The sequence below is a fragment of the Janthinobacterium sp. J1-1 genome, assembly GCF_030944405.1.
Classification (GTDB): Bacteria; Pseudomonadota; Gammaproteobacteria; order Burkholderiales; family Burkholderiaceae_D; genus Janthinobacterium.
This window is the reverse complement of record NZ_CP132339.1, coordinates 470,105-489,397: the sequence shown is the minus strand read 5'-3', so window position 1 is coordinate 489,397 and position 19,293 is coordinate 470,105. Positions and strand designations below refer to the sequence as shown.

Annotated in this window: 17 protein-coding genes and 1 pseudogene; 6 read left to right on the top strand and 12 right to left on the bottom strand. The window is 62.6% G+C overall.

Annotated elements, in window-relative coordinates:
* Nucleotides 1-188: 188 nt before the first annotated feature.
* On the bottom strand, nucleotides 189-2,231 hold the full coding sequence (locus Q8L25_RS02180; protein WP_308923355.1) for a M13-type metalloendopeptidase: 2,043 nt from the start codon (nucleotides 2,229-2,231) through the stop codon (nucleotides 189-191).
* A gap of 116 nt (nucleotides 2,232-2,347) precedes the next feature.
* Nucleotides 2,348-2,920, bottom strand: a complete 573-nt coding sequence (locus Q8L25_RS02175) for a hypothetical protein (RefSeq protein ID WP_308923354.1) — start codon at nucleotides 2,918-2,920, stop codon at nucleotides 2,348-2,350.
* A gap of 339 nt (nucleotides 2,921-3,259) precedes the next feature.
* Here Q8L25_RS02175 and Q8L25_RS02170 point away from each other — a divergent pair, with 339 nt between their 5' ends.
* Both Q8L25_RS02170 and Q8L25_RS02165 read left to right on the top strand, forming a co-directional pair.
* Nucleotides 3,260-4,699, top strand: coding sequence for a S41 family peptidase (locus Q8L25_RS02170; protein ID WP_308923353.1), 1,440 nt, complete (start codon nucleotides 3,260-3,262; stop codon nucleotides 4,697-4,699).
* Nucleotides 4,700-4,877: 178 nt separating this feature from the next.
* Nucleotides 4,878-5,999 (top strand): beta-ketoacyl-ACP synthase III, encoded by a 1,122-nt coding sequence (locus Q8L25_RS02165; protein WP_308923352.1) that lies wholly within the window; start codon nucleotides 4,878-4,880, stop codon nucleotides 5,997-5,999.
* On the opposite strand, the gene Q8L25_RS02160 is transcribed toward Q8L25_RS02165, so the two are convergent.
* A complete protein-coding gene (locus Q8L25_RS02160; protein WP_308923351.1) occupies nucleotides 5,963-6,181 on the bottom strand; it encodes a hypothetical protein in 219 nt (72 codons plus the stop codon). The genes Q8L25_RS02165 and Q8L25_RS02160 overlap by 37 nt on opposite strands.
* 27 nt (nucleotides 6,182-6,208) lie before the next feature.
* Between Q8L25_RS02160 and ybaL the strand changes: the two genes are divergently transcribed.
* Nucleotides 6,209-7,912, top strand: coding sequence for a YbaL family putative K(+) efflux transporter (ybaL, locus tag Q8L25_RS02155; RefSeq protein ID WP_308923350.1), 1,704 nt, complete (start codon nucleotides 6,209-6,211; stop codon nucleotides 7,910-7,912).
* 22 nt (nucleotides 7,913-7,934) lie between these two features.
* On the opposite strand, the gene Q8L25_RS02150 is transcribed toward ybaL, so the two are convergent.
* Nucleotides 7,935-9,962 (bottom strand): NADPH-dependent 2,4-dienoyl-CoA reductase, encoded by a 2,028-nt coding sequence (locus Q8L25_RS02150; RefSeq protein ID WP_308923349.1) that lies wholly within the window; start codon nucleotides 9,960-9,962, stop codon nucleotides 7,935-7,937.
* Between the two features lie 176 nt (nucleotides 9,963-10,138).
* Between Q8L25_RS02150 and Q8L25_RS02145 the strand changes: the two genes are divergently transcribed.
* Entirely contained in the window at nucleotides 10,139-10,735 is a 597-nt protein-coding gene (locus tag Q8L25_RS02145; protein WP_308923348.1) for an SRPBCC family protein, read from the top strand.
* Between the two features lie 15 nt (nucleotides 10,736-10,750).
* On the opposite strand, the gene Q8L25_RS02140 is transcribed toward Q8L25_RS02145, so the two are convergent.
* The 4 genes from Q8L25_RS02140 to Q8L25_RS02125 all read right to left on the bottom strand — a co-directional run bounded on the left by Q8L25_RS02140 (nucleotide 10,751) and on the right by Q8L25_RS02125 (nucleotide 13,263).
* Nucleotides 10,751-11,206: a hypothetical protein gene (locus Q8L25_RS02140; RefSeq protein WP_308923347.1), complete on the bottom strand. Its 456-nt coding sequence runs from the start codon at nucleotides 11,204-11,206 to the stop codon at nucleotides 10,751-10,753.
* 47 nt (nucleotides 11,207-11,253) lie between these two features.
* Nucleotides 11,254-11,694, bottom strand: coding sequence for a DUF2721 domain-containing protein (locus Q8L25_RS02135; RefSeq protein WP_094442761.1), 441 nt, complete (start codon nucleotides 11,692-11,694; stop codon nucleotides 11,254-11,256).
* Between the two features lie 102 nt (nucleotides 11,695-11,796).
* Nucleotides 11,797-12,753: a prolyl aminopeptidase gene (gene pip, locus Q8L25_RS02130; protein ID WP_308923346.1), complete on the bottom strand. Its 957-nt coding sequence runs from the start codon at nucleotides 12,751-12,753 to the stop codon at nucleotides 11,797-11,799.
* A gap of 27 nt (nucleotides 12,754-12,780) precedes the next feature.
* Complete coding sequence (locus tag Q8L25_RS02125) at nucleotides 12,781-13,263, bottom strand: Lrp/AsnC family transcriptional regulator (protein WP_308923345.1); 483 nt, start codon at nucleotides 13,261-13,263, stop codon at nucleotides 12,781-12,783.
* A 156-nt stretch (nucleotides 13,264-13,419) separates the two neighbouring features.
* Here Q8L25_RS02125 and Q8L25_RS02120 point away from each other — a divergent pair, with 156 nt between their 5' ends.
* On the top strand, nucleotides 13,420-14,043 hold the full coding sequence (locus Q8L25_RS02120) for a LysE family translocator (RefSeq protein WP_308923344.1): 624 nt from the start codon (nucleotides 13,420-13,422) through the stop codon (nucleotides 14,041-14,043).
* A 55-nt stretch (nucleotides 14,044-14,098) separates the two neighbouring features.
* Here Q8L25_RS02120 and phbB read toward each other — a convergent pair whose 3' ends face one another.
* The 4 genes from phbB to Q8L25_RS02100 form a co-directional block, all read right to left on the bottom strand.
* On the bottom strand, nucleotides 14,099-14,839 hold the full coding sequence (gene phbB / locus Q8L25_RS02115) for an acetoacetyl-CoA reductase (protein WP_308923343.1): 741 nt from the start codon (nucleotides 14,837-14,839) through the stop codon (nucleotides 14,099-14,101).
* An 84-nt stretch (nucleotides 14,840-14,923) separates the two neighbouring features.
* Complete coding sequence (locus Q8L25_RS02110; RefSeq protein WP_308923342.1) at nucleotides 14,924-16,102, bottom strand: acetyl-CoA C-acetyltransferase; 1,179 nt, start codon at nucleotides 16,100-16,102, stop codon at nucleotides 14,924-14,926.
* Nucleotides 16,103-16,295: 193 nt separating this feature from the next.
* Nucleotides 16,296-16,769 carry a phasin family protein gene (locus tag Q8L25_RS02105; RefSeq protein WP_308923341.1) on the bottom strand — a complete coding sequence of 158 codons (474 nt, stop codon included), beginning with the start codon at nucleotides 16,767-16,769 and terminating at the stop codon, nucleotides 16,296-16,298.
* Nucleotides 16,770-16,895: 126 nt separating this feature from the next.
* Complete coding sequence (locus Q8L25_RS02100; protein ID WP_308923340.1) at nucleotides 16,896-17,804, bottom strand: LysR family transcriptional regulator; 909 nt, start codon at nucleotides 17,802-17,804, stop codon at nucleotides 16,896-16,898.
* Between the two features lie 112 nt (nucleotides 17,805-17,916).
* On the opposite strand from Q8L25_RS02100, the pseudogene Q8L25_RS02095 reads away from it, so the two are divergent.
* A pseudogene (locus Q8L25_RS02095) lies at nucleotides 17,917-19,211 on the top strand (hypothetical protein); the annotation flags it as partial.
* Between the last annotated feature and the right edge of the window lie 82 nt (nucleotides 19,212-19,293).

Here is a 19,293-nt window from a genome sequence, read left to right as displayed (position 1 = left end):
CGCAGGGTGGTCTTTTTTGTTGTTGTAACATGACGCGCGATATTGTTGGCGGTGAATGTCGGATTACGGCCCTGCGGGCCTAATCCGACCTACGCAATGCCAACAACGTTACCATCACGTAGGTCGGGTTAGCCCTGCGGGCGTAACCCGACAACATTGTTGGCGCCACCGGTATTTTTCCAGCGCCGTTACCAGATAATCACGCGGTTTTCCGGGGCTACATACATCTTGTCGCCCGGTTTCACGCCGAACGCTTCATAGAAGCCTGGCTGGTTGACCATGGTGCCGTTGGCGCGGTACTGGCCCGGCGAATGCGGGTCGGTCTTGATCTGCACGATCTGTTGCGCTTCGCGCATCTTGCTGCGCCATACCTGGCCAAAGCCCATGTAAAAGCGCTGGTCGCCCGTCAAGCCGTCGAGCACGGGCGCCGGTTTGCCTCCCAGCGAAATTTTATACGCCTTGTAGGCGATCGCCACGCCGGAGTTATCCGCGATGTTTTCGCCCAGGGTCAGCGCGCCGTTGACGTTATAGCCCGGCAATGGGCTGTAGCCGTCGTACTGCCTGGTCAGCGCGTCGGTCTTGGCGGCGAAGTTCTTGCGGTCTTCGGCCGTCCACCAGTCGCGCAGGTTGCCGTCGCCGTCGGACTGGCTGCCCTTGTCGTCGAAACCGTGGCTGATTTCATGGCCGATCACGGCGCCGATGGCGCCATAGTTGACGGCGTCGTCGGCGTTGGCGTCAAAGAACGGCGGCTGCAGGATGGACGCCGGGAAGACGATCTCGTTCATGGTCGAGCTGTAATAGGCGTTCACCGTTTGCGGCGTCATGCCCCACTCTTCGCGGTCGATCGGCTTGCCCAGCTTGGCCACATTGCGCGCCGAGGCAAAGTTCGCCGCGCGCATCATGTTGCCGGCCAGGTCGCCGGACGCGATCTGCAGTTTCGAGTAATCGCGCCACTTGTTCGGGTAGGCGATTTTCGGCGTGAACTTGGCCAGCTTGGCTTGCGCCTCTTTCTTGGTTTCCGGGCTCATCCAGTCCAGGGTATCGATGCTCTCCTTGTAGGCGGCCAGCACGTTTTTCACCAGGCCCTGCATGTGTTCCTTGCGCTCGGCCGGGAAGTATTGCGCCACGTACAGCTTGCCGACGGCTTCGCCCAGCACATTGTCGACGGCGCCCACGCCACGCTTCCAGCGCGGCTGGTTTTCCTTCACGCCGCTCAGCACGGTGCCATAGAAATCAAAGCTGGTATCGACAAAGTTTTTCGACAGGTAGGGCGCATAGGCGCGCAGCAGCTGCCACTCGAAATAGGCTTTCACGGTATCGAGCTCGGCGGCAGCCAGTACCTTGCTGTAGCCGGCCAGGTAGCTCGGCTGGTTGACGATTACATAGTCGACCTTGTTGGCGATGCCGGCGGCGGCCAGGCTGCTTTTCAGGTCGTAGCCTGGCGTGAGCTCATTGAGCTTGGCGACGGCTGTCTTGTTGTAGCGCTTGACCGGGTCGCGGTTCTCGACCTTGGTCCATTGCACTTCGGCCAGCGACGTTTCCAGCGCCACCACGGCCTTGGCGTGTGCGGCGGCATTCTTGTCGCCGGCCATGGACAGCATCTTTTCCACGTGCGCCTGGTATTTGGCCTTCACTTCGGCCTGCTTGGGTTCCAGGTAATAGTCGCGGTCCGGCATGCCCAGCCCGCTCTGGCTGACGTAGGCGGCGTATTTGGTCGACGCGCGCGCATCCTGCCCCACGTAGAACGCATACGGTGTCGAAACGCCGGTCTGGCTCAGGTGCGCGATCAGGCCTGGCACGCCCTTCTTGTCGCGCAGCGAGCGGATGCGGTTCAGCTCGCCTGCCAGTGGTTTCACGCCCAGCGCATCGAGGCGGGCTTCATCCATGTAGCTGGCGTACAGGTCGCCGATCTTCTGCGCTTCGGAACCGGCCTTCTTGTTCTTGTCCTGCTGCGTCGCTTCGATAATACCGCGCAATTGTGGCGTGGTGTCGTCGCGCAGCTTGGCAAACGAGCCCCAGCTCGACTTGTCGGCCGGAATTTCAGCCGTGGCCAGCCACTTGCCGTTCAAATGGGTAAAGAAGTCATCCTGCACGCGCACGGCGGGGTCGATGTATTGCACGTCGATGCCGGAAACGGGGGCGGCCGCAGCGGCCGCAGTGGCAGGTTCGGCGGCGTGCGCGAACGCAGCCAACAGGGTCAGGGTCAGGCTGCTCAAGAGATATCGGTTCACGAAAGTCCTTATGGGGCTGGTCAGAAAGAACGGGCGGATAGCCCGCCGCGCCGGGCGCGTCAACGAATGTAGCACGCGAAGGCCTGGCTTGACCATCCCTGATGTTGCCCCAGGCGTTAATTCCCCGGGAAATTCATGCTGGCGCCGCCGCTGCCCATGCCCACTCCCATGCCGCCCATGCCCCCTTTGCCACCGCCCTTGCGCCCGCCCGGTTCGCCGCCTTCGCGGCCGCGCGATTCGCCATGCGGCGCGCCGCCATCCATAACGCGCGCCATCTGGCCGGCGATAAACACGGCCACGGCCTGGCGCTGGCGTTCATCGAGCGCATCGTTGACGCTCAGCCACCATTCGCGTACCTGCTTTTCTTCGGCCAGGCTGACGGTGCTTTCATTGTCCATGCCGCCGACCAGCTCGCGCAGCTCCAGCTGGGGTGATGCCAACGCCTGCTGCACGCCGGCCTGCAGGCGTTCGCGGCGCGACTGGCGCTCGCGCAGCAACTGCCGGGTTTTGTTCTCCACCTGCTGCCACAGGATCTGCTGGTTGGGATTGAGCTTCAATTCGGTCTTGAAATCGGGCGCCATCGGCAGCAGGTCCTGCAAGCGCATTTCGGCGATCGGCACGGCCGAGGCGGTGGCGGCCGCCGTGCCCAGCACGAGGGCGGCGCAAAGGCGCAGGGAAGGCAGTTTCATCAAGCTTGTCAAGGTTGTCACGTCGGATGCTCCGGATAAAAAAAAGCCTGCGTCCGAAGACGCAGGCAAACCACTTCGTGTCGAGAATGCGGATTGACTATAGGGCGGCCGGCCACCCTTTTTTTCGACTCTTACAAATGCTTACTCCCCTCAAGAGTATCGCTACACGACCGTACATAATCGCTACATTTGGCAAGGCTGCGCGGCGTTTTTTGCGCCTACACTGGTGATCGCCTGCGCGCCTCCTGCGCCAGAGGTGATTCAGGACTATACTTTCAGACAGGCGCCGCTCCATGGGGACTGGCGCCGCAGCAACACATTGGACGAAGGCGCAAATTCATGGGCAAACTCAAAAATACCGGCTTGATCGGCCTGGGCGTGGTGGCCGGCATCGCCGTCTCGCTGCAGTTTTCGGCGATGGCGCAAAAAAGCGTCGAGCCGGCCTTGCCGCTCGAGGAATTGCGCCAGCTGGCCGATGTGTTCGGCCTGATCAAGTCCGATTACGTGGAGCCCGTGGAAGACAAGAAGCTGCTGACGGAAGCCATTTCCGGCATGGTCGCCTCGCTCGATCCCCATTCGGCCTACCTCGACAAGAAAGCCTACGCCGAGCTGCGCGAAGGCTCGGAAGGCAAGTTTGTCGGCCTGGGGATTGAAATCGGCCCCAGCGACGAAGGGTATATCCGCATCGTCTCGCCGATCGAGGATTCGCCGGCCTTTCGCGCCGGCATCAAGGCAGGCGACCTGATCACGCGCCTCGATGGCCTGCCCGTGAAAGGCGTCAGCCTGGAAGACAGCGTCAAGCGCATGCGCGGCGAGCCGGGCACCAAGGTCACGCTGACCATCGCCCGCCAGGACGAAGCGCAGCCGCTGTCGTTTACCATCACGCGCGAAGAAATCCACCAGAAGAGCGTCAAGTCGAAAATGGTCGAGCCGGGCTACGCCTGGCTGCGCGTGTCGCAGTTCCAGGAACCGACCGTGGACGACCTGGCGGCGCAGATCACCACCCTGTACCAGCAGGACCCGAACATCAAGGGCATGGTGCTGGACCTGCGCAACGATCCGGGCGGCGTGCTACAAGGCGCGATCGGCGTCTCGGCGGCCTTTTTGCCCAAGGATGCGGCCATCGTCTCGACCAATGGCCAGGTGGCTGAATCGAAACAGGTGTTTTATGGCCGCCCTGAATACTATGCCTTCCGTTCCGACGGCGACGCGCTGGCCAAATTGCCGGCCGCCGTGAAAAACGTGCCGCTGGTGGTGCTGGTCAACACGGGCTCGGCCTCGGCCTCGGAAATCGTCGCCGGCGCCCTGCAGGACTACAAGCGCGCCACGATTATCGGCACCCAGACCTTCGGCAAGGGCTCGGTGCAGACCATCCGCCAGTTGACGGCCGACACCGCCGTCAAGCTGACCACCGCCCGCTATTACACGCCGAAAGGCCGCTCGATCCAGGCCAGGGGCATCGTGCCCGACCTGCTGGTCGATGAAACGGCGGAAGGCGACGGCCTGAACAGCCTGCGCATGCGCGAAGCGGACCTGCAGAAGCATTTGAGCAACGACCGCGACAAGGAAAGCGCCAAGGCCGCTCCCGTCAACGACGAGATGGAAGAACAGTTGCGCATCATGGCGCTGGAAAAGAACCGCAAGCCGCTGGAATTTGGCAGCAAGGACGATTTTCAATTGACCCAGGCGCTCAATCACCTGAAAGGCTTGCCGGTGCAACTGGCCAAGGCGGAACCGGTGGTGGTGCAGGCCGATGTGAAAAAAGACCAGAAGAAATAATTTACAAACAAAGGCAGGGCCAGCCCCCTGCCTTTGTTCTTTTCATCCCACCTTGCGCCGCCTTGCGCAAACTATCCCGCCCTTCCCCGCAACGAAACTCTCTCAAGCCGACCCTGTTTGTGTAGAATTTGCTTCACTTGTCGGCATCGCGCCGATTGCCCAATTTGAAAGCTACCCCATGAAACAAGTCGTCATCAGCGGTACCGGCCTGTACACGCCGCCATTTTCGATCTCCAACGAAGAGCTGGTCGCCTGCTTCAATGCCTATGCGGAAAAAGCCAATGCCGACAACGCCGAGGCGATCGCCGCCGGCACCGCGACGGCGCTGGACTTGTCGAGCGTGGCATTCATCGAAAAGGCGTCCGGCATCAAGTCGCGCTATGTGATGGAAAAAGAAGGCATCCTCGATCCGGCGCGCATGGTGTCGCGCATTCCCGAGCGCGCCGATGAGGAGATTTCCATCCAGGCAGAAATGGCCGTGGCCGCCGCGCGCGATGCGCTGGCGCGCGCCGGTCGCACCGCCGCCGAGATCGACATGGTGCTGGTGGCCTGCAGCAATATGCAGCGCGCCTACCCGGCGCTGGCGGTCGAAGTACAGGATGCCCTGGAGATCGACGGCTATGGCTTCGACATGAACGTGGCGTGCTCGTCGGCCACCTTCGGTATCCAGCAGGCGGTGGCCGCCGTGCAGAGCGGCCAGGCGCGCGCCGTGCTGGTCTTGAATCCTGAAATCACCAGCGGCCACCTGAACTGGCGCGACCGCGACAGCCACTTCATTTTTGGCGACGCCTGCACCGCCATCGTGGTCGAAGCGAAAGAGACGGCCGTGTCGGAACACCAGTTCGAGATTATCGGCACCGAACTGAAAACCCGTTTTTCGAATGCGATTCGCAACAACTTCGGCTTTCTGAACCGTTTTGACGAGTCCGGCGTGGGCCAGGCCGACAAACTGTTCCGCCAGCAGGGCCGCAAAGTGTTCAAGGAAGTATGCCCGATGGCCGCCGAGATGATCAAGGCCACCCTGGCCAAGGCCGGCGTCGAGGTGCCGCAAGTGCGCCGCTACTGGCTGCACCAGGCCAACCTGAACATGAATCTGCTGATCGCGCGCCTGATCCTGGGCCGCGACGCCGAGCCGGGCGAAGCGCCGGTGATCCTCGACACCTATGCCAATACCTCGTCGGCCGGCTCGATTATTGCCTTCCATAAACATCAAGACGACCTGGAAACGGGTGCCCTGGGCGTGATCTGCTCGTTCGGCGCCGGCTATTCGATCGGCTGCGTGGTCGTCAAAAAGGTCTGAGCGAAAGTCGGTTCAAAAAGCCTGATCGACGAAATTGGGCGCAGTTCCAGGTGGATGGGTGTGCGTTCGCGGCCACCTGGGCGAAGATGCAGCACAAGTTTTTTGCAAAAAAGCGCCAGGAAAGTTTCCAGTTGAAGCTTTCTTGCGTTTATACTTACCCGCTGAGCAACATCTTTTTTCATCCTTTTCCTGTAAGGAACCCATAACGCATGCCCCACGACATCAGTCTGATCACCACCATTGCCGCCGCCCTCGGGGTTGGCCTCGTTTTTGGCTTTATCGCCGCCCGCCTGAAGCTGCCTGCTTTGGTCGGCTACCTGGCCGCCGGCATCGTCATCGGACCGGCCACGCCGGGTTTCGTGGCCGATGCGGAAATCGCCGGGCAATTGGCGGAGATCGGGGTGATGCTGATGATGTTCGGAGTCGGCCTGCATTTTTCCATCGAGGATTTATGGGATGTGCGCAAGATCGCCCTGCCGGGCGCCATCCTGCAGATCGCCGTCGCCACGGCGATGGGCATGGGCCTGGCCCACTGGTGGGGCTGGAGCCTTGGCGGCGGCCTGATCTTCGGCCTGGCGCTGTCGGTGGCCAGTACCGTGGTGCTGCTGCGCGCGCTGGAGGAGCGGGGCATTCTCGACTCCCTCAACGGACGCATCGCCGTCGGCTGGCTGGTGGTGGAAGACCTGGTCACCGTGCTGGTGCTGGTGCTGCTGCCGGCATTTGCGGGGACTTTGGGCGGCACCGTCGCGCCCGGTTCGGAAGAAGTCAGCCTGTGGCGCACCCTGGCCATCACCCTGGGCCAGGTAGCCGGCTTTATCGCCTTCATGCTGGTGGTCGGCCGCAAACTGTTCCCGTGGATCTTGTGGCAGGTGGCGCGCACCGGTTCGCGCGAACTGTTCACCCTGTGCGTGATCGCGGCGGCCGTCGGCATCGCCTACGCCTCGACCAAGCTGTTCGGCGTGTCGTTCGCGCTGGGCGCCTTCTTTGCCGGCATGGTGCTGCGTGAATCGGAACTGAGCCACCGCGCCGCCGAAGAATCGCTGCCGCTGCGCGACGCGTTCGCGGTGCTGTTTTTCGTCTCGGTCGGCATGCTGTTCGAGCCGAATATCCTGGTCGAAAAACCGCTGCAGGTGCTGGCCGTGTGCGCCATCATTATCTTCGGCAAGTCGATCGCCGCCTTCTTGCTGGTGATGGCGCTGCGCTATCCGCCGAAGACCGCGATTATCGTCTCGGCCAGCCTGGCGCAGATCGGTGAGTTCTCGTTCATTCTGGCCGCGCTGGGCCTGTCGCTGGGCCTGATGCCGCAGGAAGGGCAAAGCCTGATCCTGGCCGGCGCGATTTTATCGATCGCCCTCAACCCGGTGGTGTTCAGCATGGCCAAGCCGCTGCTGCGCGTAATCGGCAACAGCGATTTCGCCCGCAAGTTCGAGCGCACGAATGACCCGCTGGCCGAACTGCCGATGACGGTGCCGCAGGAAAAACTGCATGGCCAGATCGTGCTGGTCGGCTACGGCCGCGTGGGCCGCCGCATCGCCGCCGCCCTGATGGAACGCGGCATCCACTTCGTGGTGGCAGAAGAAAACCGCGAGATCGTCGACCAGCTGCGCAAGGACGGCATCCCCGCCGTGGCCGGCAACGCGGGCGAACCCGCCGTGCTGATCCAGGCCCATATCACGCACGCCACCATGCTGGTGATCGCCACGCCGGACACCTTCCACGTGCGCGCCATGATCGAAACGGCACGCGCGCTGAACCCGGCCATCCTGACGGTGGTGCGTACCCACAGCGAGGAAGAAGCCGAACTGCTGCGCGCGGAAAACGCCGGCAAGGTATTTATCGGCGAGCACGAACTGGCCAACGGCATGATCGACCATGTGCTGCACAGTTTTGATAGCGAGAAAAAGGGACATTGATATTGTCCCGCATACGCTGTTTTTACAATCTGGCGGCCAATTCCGCCCCTTCCCGTATCGCCCGCTTGGCGTCCAGCTCGGCCGCCAGCGCGGCGCCGCCGATCGCATGAAAGCGCGGGCCGCCCTTCGCTTCCGGCGCCGGCATCAGTTCCGTCAGGCTGTCCTGCCCCGCACAGATGATCACATTGTCGACCGCCAGCAAGCGCTGCACGCCACCGACCGTGATGTGCAGGCCCTGGTCGTCGATCCTGTCATACGTCACGCCCGCCAGCATCGACACGCCGTTGCGCGCCAGCGCCGCGCGGTGTACCCAGCCCGAGGTCTTGCCCAGGCCCGCACCCACCTTGCTGGCCTTGCGCTGCAGCAGGAACAGCTGCCGCACGGGTTGTGCCGCCAGCGCCGGCACCAGCCCGCCGCCGGTGGCCGCGTTCAGATCCACGCCCCACTCGCCGGCCCAGGCCGCCACCGGCTGCGGCAGTGGATGCGCCGGGTCATGCAGCAAATACTCGCTGACATCAAAACCGATGCCGCCGGCGCCGATCACCGCCACCCGCTTGCCGACCGGGGCCTTGTGCTGCAGCACGTCCAGGTACGTCAGCACGCTGGGGTGGTCGATGCCGGTAATGCCAGGCAGGCGCACCTTGATGCCGGTGGCAACGATCACCTCGTCAAAGCCGCCGGCCAGCAATTGCTCGCGCGTGACGCGCTGGCCCAGGCGCACATCGACGCTCAATAACGCCAGCCGGCGTTCAAAGTAGCGGATGGTTTCGGCGAATTCTTCCTTGCCGGGAATCTGCATGGCCACCTTGAACTGGCCGCCCACGCTGCTACTGGCGTCGAACAGGGTCACCTGGTGGCCACATTCGGCGGCTACGGTGGCGGCCGACAGGCCGGCCGGGCCGGCGCCCACCACCGCCACTTTCTTGGCCAGCGCTTTCTTGGCGTACACCAGTGTCGTCTCGTGGCAGGCGCGCGGATTGACCAGGCAGCTGGCGCGCTGGTTCGCAAACGTATGGTCGAGGCAGGCCTGGTTGCAGCCGATGCAGGTATTGATTTCATCGCCGCGCCCGGACGCCGCCTTCGCCACGAAATACGGGTCGGCCAGGAAGGGGCGCGCCATCGACACCAGGTCGCAGTCGCCGCGCGCCAGGATGGCATCCGCTTCCTGCGGCATGTTGATGCGGTTCGAGGCCACCACGGGGATGCTCACTTCGCGCCGCAACCGGCCCGCCACGCTGGCAAAGGCGGCGCGCGGCACCGAAGTGACGATGGTCGGCACGCGCGCTTCATGCCAGCCGTAGCCGCTGTTGAGGATGGTGACGCCGGCCTGTTCCAGCGCCTTGGCCACCGTCACCACCTCGTCCCAGGTATTGCCGCCTTCGACCAGGTCCAGCAAGGAATGGCGGTACATGATGATGAAGTCCGGCCCGACGGCGGCGCGGATGCGGCGCACGATCTCGACGGCCAGGCGCATGCGGTTGGCGATATCGCCGCCCCAGCGGTCGCTACGCAAGTTGGTGCGCGCACACAAAAACTGGTTCAGCAGATATCCCTCGCTGCCCATCACCTCGACGCCGTCATAGCCGGCCTGTTTCGCCAGGCGCGCACAGCGCACATAGGCGCCGATGGTGCGCTCGATGCCGCGTTCGCTCAGCGCGCGCGGACGGAATGGCGAGATCGGCGATTTTTTTGCCGAGGCGGAGACGACAAACGGCTGGTAGCCATAGCGGCCCGCATGCAGGATCTGCATGACGATCTTGCCACCCTCCTCGTGCACGGCGCGCGTCACCTTGCGGTGATTGAACACGTCGCCGAGGAAATTCATGGTGCCGCCGAACGGCAGCAGCCAGCCTTGCCGGTTCGGCGAAATACCGCCCGTGACGATCAGCCCGACACCTCCGCGCGCACGTTCGCGGTAGAAGGCGGCCAGCTTGCCGTAGTGATAAAAACGGTCTTCCAGGCCCGTGTGCATGGACCCCATGATGACGCGGTTGCGCAAGGTGGTAAAGCCCAGGTCGAGCGGGGCCAGCAGGTGGGGATAGGCGGTCATGGCGTACTCGGTGAAATGCAACGTGCGGCGGCGACGTTCAGCAGGCGTACGGTAGCAAGCATTGCCGGCGGGCGCAGCGCTTTTCTGTAGACCGAGGGTTCTAAATATGTACGCAAGCGCACCTTGGCGGCGCGCGCAGCTTGTGCCGGGAGATAGTTTCCCGTACGCTAGCTTGCATGATGCGATTATTTTTTAGCCTGCTGCTGCTGTGCGCCGCGCCCTGGTCCCCCCCGGCGCTGGCGCAGGCACCGCGCCTGGACACGCCGCGCCTCAAGGTCGAGGTCAAGCGCATCGAGGTCGACGCCCAGCGCATGTATGAAGTCAACGCGAATGCCGTGGTGCAGGCGGCGCCCGCCGCCGTCTGGAAAACCCTGACCGGCTACGAACGCATGAGCGAATTCGTGCCCGACCTCAGTTCCTGCCGCGTGCTGTCGCGCAACGGCAATGAAGTCATCATCGAACAGCAGGGCATGGCCCGCTTCCTGTTCATGAACCACCCGATTCACCTGGTGGTGCGGGCCATGGAAACGCCGATGACGGCGATCGACATCGACCTGATTTCCGGCGACATGCGCCACTACGAATCACGCTGGGCCTTGACGCCCATGCCCGAGACGGGCGGCACGCGCATCGTCTTTTCCAGCCGGCTGATGCCGGGCTTCTATGTGCCCGGCATGCTGGGCACGACCATGATACGCGGCGATATCGAGCGCATGATGGGCGCCGTGATGGCGCGCATCGACAGCCAGCCGGCGCCCACTGCCGCCAAATAAGGAATCAGGCCAGACTCAGGCCAGATACGTGTCGCGGTCGCGGAGCTCGGCGTAGTTTTCCAGGTTGCCCAGCTTGACCGTCACCGGATTCAGGCTGGCCTGCGGCTGCATCGAGCGCCAGGCGAACAGCCATTCCTGCTCGACGGCCTCTTCACGCGTCTTGGTAAATGCGGCGCCCAGGGCGGCGCGCTGGCCGTATTCGACCAGGCCGTCGATGCCTGCCCAGCTGGGCAGGGTGCGCTGCACGGCGCGGTGCAGGCGTTCGCCGAACTCTTCCGTGTTATGGATGATCAGGCAGCTGTCGGCCGGCGCGAACAGGTCAAACAGTTTCTTGTCCCACACTTGCGAAAAACTCAAGGTGAGGCAGTTGCCGGCCGGGGTCAAACGGAACTGGCCCAGGCTCAGCGCCAGTTCGAGTTCACTGCGCTGGCCGTAGCGGTGCAGTGTGGGGGGACGTTGGTAATCGTGCATGCTCAGACTCAATCTTCAAAATAAGGGTAAAAACCGGCGCAGGCCGCTTAGCGTGGCGGACGGATATGGCGCCGGATGCGCTGGGCGGTGGCGGCAAGATAAATCTCGCGCAGCAGGTAAGTGAAACAGCCGATCAGGCAGATCACGGCCAGCACGAAAAACACGGCGATGTATTTATCGAGGGTCAGGTTCAGAATATCGCCCAAAAACAGCATGGCGATAATGACGCAGACGAAGAAACCGCATGCCGTGCTGAGGGAAATCGAATAATTGATCAGATGGGTGCGCCGGTACAGGGTATCGAGCTCATCCATGTAAAAGTCGTTGTAGCCGATATCGAGCCGGTCTTCCAGCACCCGCGTGCGGTCGATGATGCGGCCCAGGCGGTTGGTCAGCACCACCAGCATGGTGCCGATGCCGGTCAGCAGGAATACAGGCGCAATCGCCAGCTGGATGATGTGGCCAATGTCGCCGATCTGTATGTTCATGGATAAAGGTAATGGTTCAGGCTGCCACCGACGCCGGTGCCGGCACAGGCGCTAGTGTAGCAGGCGCGGGCGGTGCAACGGTAGGCTGCCGCGCCCGCAGGGCTAGACGAAGCCGCGGCCCGGCTGGAAACGTTGTGTGGCGTTCACCAACGCCGAGGCGATGCCCCGTTCCAGCGCGCCATGGCCCGCGTCCGGGATCATCTCCAGCTGCGAACCGGGCCAGGCCTGGTGCAGCCGGTACGCCGACAGCGGCGGGCAGATGGCGTCGTAGCGCCCTTGCACGATGACTGCCGGCAAATGCGCGATGCGCTGCAATTGCCGGATCAGCTGGTCTTCCTCGAGGAAACCCAGCTTGGCCATATAGTGCGACTCGAGCCGGCCCACGCCCAGGTCCAGCGCATCGTTGGGGCTATCCTCCGGCTGCGGCATCAGGTAGACGCGGCGCCCTTCGAAGCGGCTCCAGGCGCGCGCGGCCGGCCAATATACGGCCGGGTCGGCGCTGAGGATGCGTTTCACGTAGGCGGCCAGCAGGTCGCCGCGCTCGTCCTCGGGAATCGGGGCGGCAAATTCTTCGTACAGTTCCGGATAAAACCAGCGCACGCCTTCGATGAACCAGTCGATCTCGGCCTGCGTGCACAGGAAAATGCCGCGCAGCACGAAACCGAGGCATGCTTCGGGATGGGCTTCGCCGTAAGCGAGGGCCAGGGTCGAACCCCAGGAGCCGCCGAACACCAGCCATTGCGCGATGCCGAACTGGGCGCGCAGCTGTTCGATGTCGTCGATCAGCAGCTGCGTGGTGTTGTTGCGCCATTCGCCCAGCGGGGTGGACTTGCCGGCGCCGCGCTGGTCGAACAGGATCACGCGGTAGCGCTGCGGGTCGAAAAAGCGGCGGTGCTGCGGCGACAGGCCGGCGCCCGGGCCGCCATGCAGGAACAGCACGGGAATGCCGTCCGGGTTGCCGCACTCTTCCCAGTAAATGGTGTGCAGCGCATCGACGGCCAGCATGCCGTGCCGGTTTGGCAGCAAGGCGGGAAACAACGGTGACAAGGTATCGGGCATGGCGGTACTCACTATATTGGACCGGCCTCAGGCCAGCGGCAAGGGCAGCCGGTTCGACGACTTGATCTCGCGCATCGACAGGCTGGACTGGATTTCCGCCACGCCAGGCAGGCGGCGCAAGACGTTGGAGACGAATTCGCCATACGCTTCCAGGTCGCGCGCCACCACTTGCAGGAAATAATCGGCTTCACCCGCCACATTGTGGCACGATAAAATTTCAGGAATGGACGCGATCGCCTGCTCGAACTGCGACGGCTGTTCATTGCCATGGTTGGCAAACACGATGCGCACGAACGCCACCAGGCCGATGCCCAGCTTCTTGCGGTTGAGCAGCGCCTGGTAGCCGGTAATGAAACCCTCTTCTTCCAGCCGGCGCAAGCGGCGCCAGACCGGCGTTTCACTGAGCTTCAGGCGATCGGCCAGGCGCGCATTCGACAACCGTCCTTCTTCCTGCAACAGCCTGAGTATCTGCAAATCCGTGGCATCCAGGCTTACATCTGAAATTTTCATCTATTTATTGTTTTATTACGGGTGGAATCTACCCAGATACTAGAACATGGCAGGCAGCAATAGCAAGCACATTTCAATTGGGCAAGAACATAATGAGGCCGTGCGCACACCGCTGCCGTTGCCACTTCCCTGTTCACCTGATTGCCTGCCGCCACCATGTCCGATTCTACCTTTTTGATGTACCTGCTGGCACTGGCCGGCGCGTTTTTATTGCCCGGGCCCGACATGGCGCTGGTGCTGGCGACCGGCGCGGCGCGCGGCGTGGCCACGGCCCTGGTGACGGCGCTGGGCATCGCCGGCGCGCGCGCCATGCACGTGGCCCTGTCCGGCGCCGGCCTGGCGGCGCTGATGGTCACGCATCCGGAAGCGTTGCGGTGGGTCAAATGGGCCGGCGCCGCCTATCTGTTCTACCTGGCGGCGCGGCTGCTGCAGGCGGCGCTGTCCAGGCGCGACGCAGAGGAGACGGTAGCGCCCGCCACCACGCACAGCGCGCGCGCCAGTTTCGTGCGCGGCTTCCTGACCAATTTGCTCAATCCCAAGGCGCTGCTGTTTTGTAGCATGTTCCTGCCGCAATTCGTCGTCATCAATGGCGACAGCATGGGCCTGCAATACCTGCGCCTGGGCGCCGCCCTGGTGCTGGTCGGCCTGTTGTTCGACGCCGTCTACGCCGTATTGGCCGCGCGCCTGGCGCAGCGCCTGCGCGGCAAGCCTTCGCCCTACGGCAAGTTCGTGCTGCCGACCGTGTTCATGCTGCTGGCGGGGCGGCTGGTGCTGGGCTGACCGCACAACAAAAAAGGCAGCCGAGGCTGCCTTTTTTGATGGTGTAGCGTACTGCTTACGACATGTGCTGGCCGCCGTTGATCGAAATATTGGCGCCCGTGACAAAGGCTGCCTCATCGGAGGCCAGGTAGGCCACCAGGCCGGCCACTTCTTCGGGCTTGCCCAGGCGCGCCATCGGGATTTGCGGGATGATTTTGCTGTCCAGCACTTCCTGTGGAATCGCCATCACCATCTTGGTGCCGATATAGCCTGGCGAAATGGTGTTGACGGTGACGTTCTTGCGCGCCACTTCCAGCGCCAGCGACTTGGTGAAACCATGCATGCCGGCCTTGGCGGCCGAATAGTTGGTCTGGCCGAAGGCGCCCTTCTGGCCGTTCACGGACGAGATATTGATGATGCGGCCCCAGCCGCGTTCGACCATGCCGTCGCAAACCGGTTTGGTCATGTTGAAAACGGAGTCGAGATTGGTGCCCATCACGGCGTCCCAGTTCGGCTTGTCCATCTTCTTGAAAGTCATGTCGCGCGTGATGCCGGCGTTATTGACCAGCACGTCGACCGGGCCGATTTCCTTTTCCACCGCCGCCACGCAAGCGGCGGCCGAATCGTAGTCCGCCACGTCGCAAGGGTAGGCCTTGAAGTCATAGCCCTGGTCCTTGGTGGTCGCCAGCCATTCATCGACCTTGGTGTTGCCCGGAGAATACGTGGTCACCACGCGATAGCCCAGCGCCGCCAACTTGAAGCACACCGCTTCGCCCAGACCACCCATGCCGCCGGTTACTAATGCAACTCTTGCCATTTTCATCCCCTCAGTGTCGTGCTGCTATTTGAATTTTGTCGTTATACCGGCAGGCGCCGCCTGCCGGAGCTGATGCGCCGAAAATTAATCGCGCTCAATCGCCAAAGCGACACCCATGCCGCCGCCGATGCACAAGGCGGCCAGGCCTTTTTTCGCGTCGCGGCGTATCATTTCGTGAATCAAAGTGACCAGGATGCGCGCGCCCGAGGCGCCGATCGGGTGGCCGATGGCGATCGCGCCGCCATTCACGTTGATCTTGCTGGTATCCCAGCCCATTTCCTTGTTGACGGCGATCGCCTGCGCGGCAAACGCTTCGTTGATTTCCATCAGGTCCAGCTCTTCATGCGTCCAGCCGGCTTTTTTCAGGCACAGGCGCGAAGCCGAGACGGGACCCATGCCCATCACGGCCGGGTCCAGGCCCGACGAGGCGTAGGCCTTGATGCGTGCCAGCGGTTTCAGCCCCAGTTCCTTCGCTTGCGCGGCCGACATCATGATGACGGCGGCGGCGCCGTCGTTCAGGCCCGAGGCGTTACCGGCGGTGACGCTGCCTTCCTTGGAAAACGCGGGGCGCAGGCCGGCCAGCGATTCCAGGGTCGAGCCCGGCTTGATGTATTCGTCGCTGTCGAACACGACCGTGCCTTTTTTGTTGGCAATTTCCAGCGGCAGGATTTCATCCTTGAACTTGCCCGCTTTTTGCGCCGCTTCGGCCTTCAGTTGCGACTGCAGCGCGAATTCATCCTGCTCGGCGCGCGACACTTCGTATTTCTTGGCGACGTTTTCCGCCGTGATGCCCATGTGGTACTGGTTGTAGACGTCCCACAGGCCATCGACGATCATGGTGTCGGTCATCTTGAAGTCACCCATGCGGAAACCGTCGCGCGAACCGTTCATCACGTGGGGCGAGGCGCTCATGTTTTCCTGGCCGCCGGCGATGATGATGTTGGCGTCGCCGCACTTGATCGCCTGCGCCGCCAGGTGGGTGGCTTTCAGGCCGCTGCCGCACACCTTGTTGATGGTGAAGGCGGGAATGGCGCTCGGCAGGCCGGCCTTGATGACGGCCTGGCGCGCGGCATTCTGGCCGACGCCGGCCGTCAGTACCTGGCCCAGGATCGCTTCGCTGATCAGGTTCGGGTCGATGCCGGTTTGCGCCAGCAAGCCCTTGATTACATGTGCGCCCAGTTCGGACGCAGGAATCTTGGCCAGGCTGCCACCGAATTTGCCCACTGCGGTACGGCCGGCGGCCACGATTACGACATCATCCATTTATTTCTCCGATATGCTGGCCATGACGGCCAAGGTGTTGATGAATCCGGGAAGACGCAACCAGCTGCATCACTACATGCGTTTTTGCTTCAGTCGCACCACTGGCGTGGCCGGCAATGATGGCGGCCGGCCTGGCGGTGATGGCGGGCGGCCTGGCGCGGCGGATAGCCGCTGCCGGGCCGCGCGGTTCCTGTCAATGATCAGGACGCGTGTTTTTATCATACCCTTCATCGGCAGCGCCGAAAGGGCTTTTTAGAAAATTATTGAACGGGTTTATCAGAGGGAACGGTGTCTCCTTCACGACCTGCAACAGTTCACCGAATTTTTGACGCGATGCAGCAAACTCACCCTTTGTCACAGCCGTGAAATTTTCCTGGTTTTCTTGGGCAACGTCCTTTGCCTGGCGCCCATAGGAACCGATGCGTTCCATGGCCAGTTGCGACTGCGTGCGCGACAATTCCAACAGCGTTTTCGGATCGCGTGCCGACAACAATTGCTGCGCCGCTACCGTGCTGGCAGCGAGCGACGAGCGGGCGGCATCGAGCTGCAGGTCGATCAGCCTGGCACCGCCTTGAAACGCCGCTTCGGCCAGGGCCTGGGCGCTGCTCACCTGAGCGGCGTAGATGGCCTTGCCGGCTTGGGACAGCTGTTCGGAAAATGAAAACATTGCATACCTCCTCAAATGACAGCGGTGCATGTTGCGCCGCACAGTGCTCAACTTTAAGCGGCGCCGCCTTGCAATCCCTTGATCTGGCTCAAGCTCTCTGTTGGATTGTTTCCAAGTGAACGATCGTCAGGACAGCAACTTGATACCGTCCAGCGAAGCCGCACACTGTTCACGTATCACGCTGACAAAATCGCGGACATAGGCCTTGTCCTCCAGCGCGGGCGGCACGGACACAAACAGGTCGCTCCACAGGCCATGCTCGCCCACCGGCCGCGCCACCACATAATCGTAATCGACGTAGTTCTTGATGGCCCAGTTCGGCAGAGCGGCAATGCCGCGCCGGCTGGCCACCAGTTGCAGCACCGCTACCGTCAGCTCGGCCGTGCGGCGCTCGAAAGCGATGCCGTTCGGGCGCAGCACTTCACGGATCAGGTCGATGCGTTCTTCCGGCACCGGGTAGGTGATCAACGTTTCACCGCTGAAATCGTCGGGCGCCAGCCGGCGCTGCGCCTGCAAGCGGTGCTTTTGCGCCATCACCACCAGTATTTCAAAGCGGAACAACGGGAACACGGTGAAATCGGGGCCGTACGGCGAGCCGATCACCAGGTCGGCCTCGCCCGAGCGCAACAGCTCGGCCGGTTCGCTGTGAAAACCCGACACCAGGTCGATTTCCACTTCCGGCCAGCGCTGGCGAAACGCATCCATCACCGGCATCAGCCAGTCGAAACAGGTATGGCATTCGAGCGCCACGCGCAACTGGCCGCTATCGCCCTGCGATAGGCGCGCCACGTCGCGCTCGGCCAGGTCGATCTCGGGCAGCAGCTTGTCGGCCAGGGCCAAGAGGCGGCTGCCGGTGGCCGTAAACGCGATCGGCATCGACTTGCGCTCGAACAGGGGCGCCTGGTAGCGATCCTCCAGCAGGCGGATCTGGTGCGACAGCGCCGACTGGGTCAGGTTCAGCAATTGCGCGGCGCGCACCAGGCTGCCGGACGAGCGCAAGGCGCTCAGGGTGCGCAGATGGCGGATTTCCAGCATGGGCCCTTGTTATGGTGAATATTTTTCATGTTAATCGTCAAAAGGTTTCGTTTTTATTATAAATCAGATTGCCGCACACTCTAGCCTATCAACATTAAATCTCGATGACATCATGACGATCCACTCCCATATCCTCGGTTTTCCCCGTCTCGGCTTTGACCGCGAACTGACATGTGCGCTCGAAGGCCATGGGCGTAGCGAGGTGTCGGAGGCCGCGCTGGAAGACACCGGCAAGCAACTGCGCGCACGCCACTGGGCCTTGCAGCGCGAAGCCGGTCTCGACTACGTTACCGTGGGCGACTTCGCCTTTCATGACCAGGTCGCCAACCATATACAACTGCTGGGCTGCGCGCCGGCCCGCTTCGCGTTCGACCAGCAACAGTCGCCACTGTCGCGCTATTTTCAGATGGCGCACGGCGCGAACAATGACGCGCTGGAAACAAGCACATGGTTCGATACCGATTATCACTACCTGGTGCCGGAATTTTCATCAATGACGCAATTCTCGCTGGCATGCGACCGCCTGTTTGACGAAGTGGCCGAAGCGCAAGCCCTGGGCTACCCGGTGAAAGCGGCGCTGATCGGCCCGTTGACCTTTCTGTGGCTGGGCAAGGAACACACCACCGGCTTCGACCGCCTGGCCCTGCTGGAACAATTGCTGCCCGTCTATGGCGCCCTGCTCGACCGTTTGAAGCAGCAAGGTGTGGCCTGGGTGCAGGTCGACGAACCGATCCTGGGCCTGGCCTTGCCGAACGCCTGGCGCAACGCGTTTGAACGCAGCTACTGGCAGCTGAACCAGGTCGGCGTGAATATCTTACTGGCGACCTATTTTTCACCGCTGCAGGAAAACCTGAGCCTGGCCTGCCGCCTGCCGGTGGCCGGCCTGCACGTGGACGGCATCCGCGCACCGCATGAGCTGATCAGCATCGCCGACTGGCTGCCGGTCCATAAAGTGCTGTCGATCGGCATCGTCGACGGCCGCAATATCTGGCGCACCGATCTCGATGCCGCCATCGAAGTGCTGCAGCCACTGCTCGAGAAGCGCCGCGGCAAGCTGTGGCTGGCAGCTTCGTGCTCCCTGCTGCATACGCCATTTAGCTTGGCGCAAGAAACGGATCTGGTACCCGAGATCACATCATGGCTGGCATTTGCCACCGAAAAACTGGCGGAACTGGCGATCTTGAAAGATGCGCTGGCCGGCCATGCGCCAGCGAGCCCCTGCAATCGCCGCGACTGGACGAGCCGGTGCATGGCGAGGCCGAGCGCAACGACATAGCCAAATACTTTGGCGGGCAGCTCGACGGCTTCTTGTCTACCCGTTACGGCTGGGCGCAATCGTACGGTTCGCGCTGCGTCAAGCCACCCGTCCTCTACGGCGACGTGCAGCGCCCAGCCGCCATGACGGTGGCCGGGTCACGCGCGCGTTTCGCATTTCAGCCTCAAGCCCAGGCGACAGCACGACATACGCCCGGCGCGCCAGCGGCGGCAT

What these genes read in the sequence shown, in the direction of transcription:
- pip (WP_308923346.1), bottom strand. Translation starts at nt 12,753, where the DNA reads ATGCCCGATACCTTGTCACCGTTGTTTCCCGCCTTGCTGCCAAACCGG.
- ybaL (WP_308923350.1), top strand. Translation starts at nt 6,209, where the DNA reads ATGCCCCACGACATCAGTCTGATCACCACCATTGCCGCCGCCCTCGGG.
- Q8L25_RS02110 (WP_308923342.1), bottom strand. Translation starts at nt 16,102, where the DNA reads ATGGATGATGTCGTAATCGTGGCCGCCGGCCGTACCGCAGTGGGCAAA.
- Q8L25_RS02175 (WP_308923354.1), bottom strand. Translation starts at nt 2,920, where the DNA reads ATGAAACTGCCTTCCCTGCGCCTTTGCGCCGCCCTCGTGCTGGGCACG.
- Q8L25_RS02105 (WP_308923341.1), bottom strand. Translation starts at nt 16,769, where the DNA reads ATGTTTTCATTTTCCGAACAGCTGTCCCAAGCCGGCAAGGCCATCTAC.
- Q8L25_RS02145 (WP_308923348.1), top strand. Translation starts at nt 10,139, where the DNA reads ATGATGCGATTATTTTTTAGCCTGCTGCTGCTGTGCGCCGCGCCCTGG.
- Q8L25_RS02140 (WP_308923347.1), bottom strand. Translation starts at nt 11,206, where the DNA reads ATGCACGATTACCAACGTCCCCCCACACTGCACCGCTACGGCCAGCGC.
- Q8L25_RS02160 (WP_308923351.1), bottom strand. Translation starts at nt 6,181, where the DNA reads ATGAAAAAAGATGTTGCTCAGCGGGTAAGTATAAACGCAAGAAAGCTT.
- Q8L25_RS02125 (WP_308923345.1), bottom strand. Translation starts at nt 13,263, where the DNA reads ATGAAAATTTCAGATGTAAGCCTGGATGCCACGGATTTGCAGATACTC.
- phbB (WP_308923343.1), bottom strand. Translation starts at nt 14,839, where the DNA reads ATGGCAAGAGTTGCATTAGTAACCGGCGGCATGGGTGGTCTGGGCGAA.
- Q8L25_RS02100 (WP_308923340.1), bottom strand. Translation starts at nt 17,804, where the DNA reads ATGCTGGAAATCCGCCATCTGCGCACCCTGAGCGCCTTGCGCTCGTCC.
- Q8L25_RS02120 (WP_308923344.1), top strand. Translation starts at nt 13,420, where the DNA reads ATGTCCGATTCTACCTTTTTGATGTACCTGCTGGCACTGGCCGGCGCG.
- Q8L25_RS02150 (WP_308923349.1), bottom strand. Translation starts at nt 9,962, where the DNA reads ATGACCGCCTATCCCCACCTGCTGGCCCCGCTCGACCTGGGCTTTACC.
- Q8L25_RS02165 (WP_308923352.1), top strand. Translation starts at nt 4,878, where the DNA reads ATGAAACAAGTCGTCATCAGCGGTACCGGCCTGTACACGCCGCCATTT.
- Q8L25_RS02170 (WP_308923353.1), top strand. Translation starts at nt 3,260, where the DNA reads ATGGGCAAACTCAAAAATACCGGCTTGATCGGCCTGGGCGTGGTGGCC.
- Q8L25_RS02135 (WP_094442761.1), bottom strand. Translation starts at nt 11,694, where the DNA reads ATGAACATACAGATCGGCGACATTGGCCACATCATCCAGCTGGCGATT.